Consider the following 6,000-nt stretch of genomic DNA (forward strand, 5'->3'; position numbering starts at 1 on the left):
CCGGCAGCGCCTGTCCCGTCTAGCCCAGACGGTCGACGATGTCCGGTAGCCGCCCCGTACCGCTCCTGAACACTCTGAGCGGCGCAAGCACGGGACTTCGTCCTGTTAGCAGTCCCTGGCGATTCCAATAAAAAAAGCATTCTCGGGAGAAAGACATGGCTACCACCACCACAACCAGCGGCGGCACCGTTACTTCGTTTTCCAATACACCGCAGGCGCAGGACGACATTTTCACCACAGGTGTCATTGGCACGAGCAGCGCGAGCATCACTGAAGATCTGCTGGGGGTCGTGTACCTGGACGTCATGTCCAATGACCTGGGCGGTAACGCAAAGACACTCTGGTCACTTGATGATGGGACCAGTCTCTCTACCGCCACCAAGGTTTATGCCCCGGCCGACCTCCTGGTCCAGGACACGAGCAGAATCGAGGCGACGAGTAGCGATAGCAGCCTCAATGGGGCAAAGATCTGGATTACTTCTGATGGCAAGGTCGGCTACGACGCCGCTACATTGTCGACTGCGTTCAAGACGCAACTTCAGTCGCTTGCCGCCGGAGCTTCCCTGACAGACAGCTTTACGTATGCGATTCGTCTCGGCAATGGCACCCTCAGCTGGGCTACTGCACAAGTGCAATTTGCCGGCATGAATGACAGCGTGACGATGAACATCGGCGTGCAGGCCGGCACGGTCACCGAAGATGCGCCCACAACGCCGAGCACAACCGATTCGCTGAGCACGACGGGCACGATTGCGTTTAGCGATGTCGATTTGAGCGACACGCATACCGCCTCATTCGTGGCGGCGGGAGGCAATACCACAGCGCTGGGCAACTTCAGCCTGGCCTCTGTGGTTGAAGCGGCCAATGCGGCCAATGGCACCGTTAACTGGACTTACACCGTGAACAATGCGGTAGCCCAGTACCTGGCCCAAGGTCAGACGGCTACCGAAACCTATGTGGTCACCATCAACGATGGGCATGGTTCGTCGACAACGCAAAATGTGATCATCACCATCACCGGCACCAACGACCAGGTGCACATCACCAGCGGCGTGCAGACCGGCGATGCCAAGGAAGACAGTGGCGACTACGCCGCCAACGGCAGCATCACCTTCACCGACGCCGACCTGATCGACACCCACAGCGTCACCGTCACACCGGGCGCTTCCGGCTATCTGGGCAGCTTCACCACAGATCCACTGCATGACAGCACCGGTACGGGCAGCGGCTCGCTGGGCTGGCACTTCACGGTAGACAACGCCGCCGTGCAGTTCCTGGGCGAAGGCCAGACCCTCACCCAGACTTATAACGTGGCGATCGGTGACGGCACGGTACAGACCGTGACCATTACCATCACCGGCACCAACGACCGGCCGACGCTGGCGATTGCCGACACCACCGGCGCCATGAGCGAAGGCAACGGTACGGCCACACTGAGCGACAGCGGCGCACTGAGCTTTGCCGATGTGGACAACATCGACGTGGTGACTGTGTCGCACACCTCCAACGGCAACATCGCCTGGAGCGGCGGCACGCTCGATGCGGGCGTGGCTTCGGCACTGGTCGCCGGCTTCTCGGTCGATCACAACAGTTGGGACTACAGCACCAGCCAGAACCTCGACTTCCTCGGCGCAGGTGAAACCGTCACCTTCTCGTACACGGTGGTCGCCACCGACAACAGCGGCGCGGCTAACGCTGCTTCGGCGACGCAGACCGTGACCATCACCATTACTGGCAGCAACGATGCACCAGTGCTCAGTTTCGCCAGCGGCAACGATGCCGGCGCGGCGCAGGAAGACACCACGCTCAGCGTCAGCGGCCAGTTCAGCTCGAGCGACATTGATCATGCGGCCACGGCTACCTGGAGTATTGCCGGGTCCAATACCGGCACCTATGGCTCGATCGCCGTCGACGGCGCCGGTAAGTGGACCTACACCCTGGCCAACGGCACAAATGGCGTCGCCAGTGCCGTGCAATCGTTGCAGGCCGGCGAGACTCATAACGAAGTGTTCACCATCCAGGTCAGCGATGGCTTGGGTGGTGTCGACACCCAGCAGGTGACCGTCACCGTCACCGGCAGCAACGATGCGCCGGTGCTCAGTTTCGCCAGCGGCAACGATATCGGCGCAGTGAAGGAAGACACCACCCTCAGCGTCAGCGGCCAATTCAGCTCGGCCGACATTGATCACAATGCCACCGCCACTTGGAGTATTGCCGGGTCCAATACCGGCACTTATGGCTCGATCGCCGTCGACGGCACGGGTCAATGGACCTACACCCTGGCCAACGGCACCAATGGCGTTGCCAGTGCGGTGCAATCGTTGCAGGCCGGCGAGACTCATAACGAAGTATTCACCATCCAGGTCAGCGACGGCCTGGGCGGCGTCGACACCCAGCAAGTGACCGTCACCGTCACCGGCAGCAACGACGCGCCGGTGCTCAGCTTCGCGTCGGGCAATGATGCCGGCAACGTGCAGGAAGACACCACGCTCAGCGTCAGTGGCCAATTCAGCTCGGCCGACATTGATCACAATGCCACCGCCACTTGGAGTATTGCCGGGTCCAATACCGGCACTTATGGCTCGATCGCCGTCGACAGCAGCGGTCAATGGACCTACACCCTGGCCAACGGCACCAATGGCGTCGCCAGTGCCGTGCAATCGTTGCAGGCCGGCGAGAGCCATAACGAGGTGTTCAGCGTGCAGGTCAGCGATGGCCTCGGTGGCGTCGACACCCAGCAGGTGACCGTCACTGTCACCGGCAGCAACGATGCGCCCGTGCTCAGTTTCGCCAGCGGCAACGATATCGGCGCAGTGAAGGAAGACACCACGCTCAGCGTCAGCGGCCAATTCAGCTCGGCCGACATTGATCACAATGCCACCGCCACTTGGAGTATTGCCGGGTCCAATACCGGCACTTATGGCTCGATCGCCGTCGACGGCACCGGTCAGTGGACGTACACCCTGGCCAACGGCACCGATGGCGTCGCCAGTGCCGTGCAATCGTTGCAGGCCGGCGAGAGCCATAACGAAGTGTTCAGCGTGCAGGTCAGCGATGGCCTCGGTGGCGTCGACACCCAGCAGGTGACTGTCACCGTCACCGGCAACAACGATGCGCCCGTGCTCAGCTTCGCGTCGGGCAACGATGCCGGCACCGTGCAGGAAGACACCACGCTCAGCGTCAGCGGCCAATTCAGCTCGAGCGACATCGACCACGCGGCCACCGCCACTTGGAGCATTGCCGGGTCCAATACCGGCACTTATGGCTCGATCGCCGTCGACAGCAGCGGTCAATGGACCTACACCCTGGCCAACGGTACCGATGGCGTCGCCAGTGCGGTGCAATCACTGAAGGCCGGCGAAAGTCATAACGAAGTGTTCAGCGTGCAGGTCAGCGATGGCCTCGGTGGCGTCGACACCCAGCAGGTGACTGTCACCGTCACCGGCAGCAACGATGCGCCCGTGCTCAGTTTCGCCAGCGGCAACGATATCGGCGCAGTGAAGGAAGACACCACGCTCAGCGTCAGCGGCCAATTCAGCTCGGCCGACATTGATCACAATGCCACCGCCACTTGGAGCATTGCCGGGTCCAATACCGGCACTTATGGCTCGATCGCCGTCGACAGCAGCGGTCAATGGACTTACACCCTGGCCAACGGCATCAATGGCGTCGCCAGTGCCGTGCAATCGTTGCAGGCCGGCGAGAGCCATAACGAAGTGTTCAGCGTGCAGGTCAGCGATGGCCTCGGCGGCGTCGACACCCAGCAGGTGACCGTCACTGTCACCGGCAGCAATGACGCCCCGGTGCTCAGCTTCGCGTCGGGCAATGATGCCGGCAACGTGCAGGAAGACACCACGCTCAGCGTCAGTGGCCAATTCAGCTCGGCCGACATTGATCACAATGCCACCGCCACCTGGAGTATTGCCGGGTCCAATACCGGCACTTATGGCTCGATCGCCGTCGACGGCACGGGCCAGTGGACCTACACCCTGGCCAACGGCACAAATGGCGTCGCCAGTGCCGTGCAATCGTTGCAGGCCGGCGAGACTCATAACGAAGTGTTTAACGTGCAGGTCAGCGATGGCTTGGGTGGTGTCGACACCCAGCAGGTGACCGTCACCGTCACCGGCAGCAACGATGCGCCGGTGCTCAGTTTCGCCAGCGGCAACGATATCGGCGCAGTGAAGGAAGACACCACCCTCAGCGTCAGTGGCCAATTCAGCTCGAGCGACATCGATCACAATGCCACCGCCACCTGGTCCATCAATGGCTCGGCAACTGGAACCTACGGCTCGATCGCCGTCGACGGCAGCGGTCAGTGGACTTACACCTTGGCCAACGGCACCAATGGCGTCGCCAGTGCGGTGCAATCGTTGCAGGCCGGCGAGAGCCATAACGAAGTGTTCACCATCCAGGTCAGCGATGGCCTCGGCGGCGTCGACACCCAGCAAGTGACCGTCACCGTCACCGGCAGCAACGACGCCGCCGTGCTGTCCTTGGCCAGTGTCACACTGACCGAAACCAATGCTCCGCTGACTACGGGTGGTAGCCTGACCGTCAGTGATATCGACAGCGCCGCAACCTTCGTCGCCCAAACCAACACCGCCGGCAGCTACGGCCAGTTCTCCATCGGCACCGGCGGTGCCTGGACCTACGTCGCCAACTCCGCGCACAACGAGTTCGCTGCCGGCACCACCTACACCGACACCTTCGCGGTGAGCAGTGCCGACGGCACCCTCACTTCGGTCACCGTGCACATCCTCGGCACCAACGATGCGGCCGTGCTGTCCGCTGGCATCGCCAACCTCACCGAGACCAATGCCGCCGTCGACATCTCCACCGCCGGCACCCTGACCATCAGCGACGTCGACAGCGCCGCAACCTTCGTCGCACAAACCAACACCGCCGGCAGCTACGGCCAGTTCTCCATCGGCACCGGTGGTGCCTGGACCTACGTCGCCAACTCCGCGCACAACGAGTTCGCCGCCGGCACCACCTACACCGACACCTTCGCGGTGAGCAGTGCCGACGGCACCCTCACTTCGGTCACCGTGCACATCCTCGGCACCAACGATGCGGCCGTGCTGTCCACCGGCATCGCCAACCTCACCGAGACCAATGCCGCCGTCGACATCTCCACCGCCGGCACCCTGACCATCAGCGACGTCGACAGCGCCGCAACCTTCGTCGCCCAAACCAACACCGCCGGCAGCTACGGCCAGTTCTCCATCGGCACCGGTGGTGCCTGGACCTACGTCGCCAATTCCGCGCACAACGAGTTCGCTGCCGGCACCACCTACACCGACACCTTCGCCGTGAGCAGTGCCGACGGCACCCTCACTTCGGTCACCGTGCACATCCTCGGCACCAACGATGCGGCCGTGCTGTCCACCGGCATCGCCAACCTCACCGAGACCAATGCCGCCGTCGACATTTCCACCGCCGGCACCCTGACCATCAGCGACGTCGACAGTGCCGCAACCTTCGTCGCACAAACCAACACCGCCGGCAGCTACGGCCAGTTCTCCATCGGCACCGGCGGTGCCTGGACCTACGTCGCCAACTCCGCGCACAACGAGTTCGCTGCCGGCACCACCTACACCGACACCTTCGCGGTGAGCAGTGCCGATGGCACCGCTACTTCGGTCACCGTGCACATCCTCGGCACCAACGATGCGGCCGTGCTGTCCGCTGGCACCGCCAACCTCACCGAGACCAATGCCGCCGTCGACATCTCCACCGCCGGCACCCTGACCATCAGCGACGTCGACAGCGCCACAACCTTCGTCGCGCAAACCAACACCGCCGGCAGCTACGGACAGTTCTCCATCGGCACCGGCGGTGCCTGGACCTACGTCGCCAACTCCGCGCACAACGAATTCGCTGCCGGCACCACCTACACCGACACCTTCGCGGTGAGCAGTGCCGATGGCACCCTCACTTCGGTCACCGTGCATATCGCCGGCAGCAACGACTCACCGACGATCACTTCCAACGGTG

At 62.7% G+C, this 6,000-nt stretch carries 1 protein-coding gene; it reads left to right on the forward strand.

The genetic code is table 11. The features are described from left to right. Positions 1-155: 155 nt before the first annotated feature. On the forward strand, positions 156-6,000 hold a 5,845-nt coding region (locus JUI81_RS30835), incomplete at its 3' end, for a VCBS domain-containing protein (protein ID WP_204125624.1).

Origin of the sequence: Pseudomonas sp. 008, assembly GCF_016861935.1 — a bacterium.
In the GTDB taxonomy this organism is placed as follows: Bacteria; Pseudomonadota; Gammaproteobacteria; order Pseudomonadales; family Pseudomonadaceae; genus Aquipseudomonas.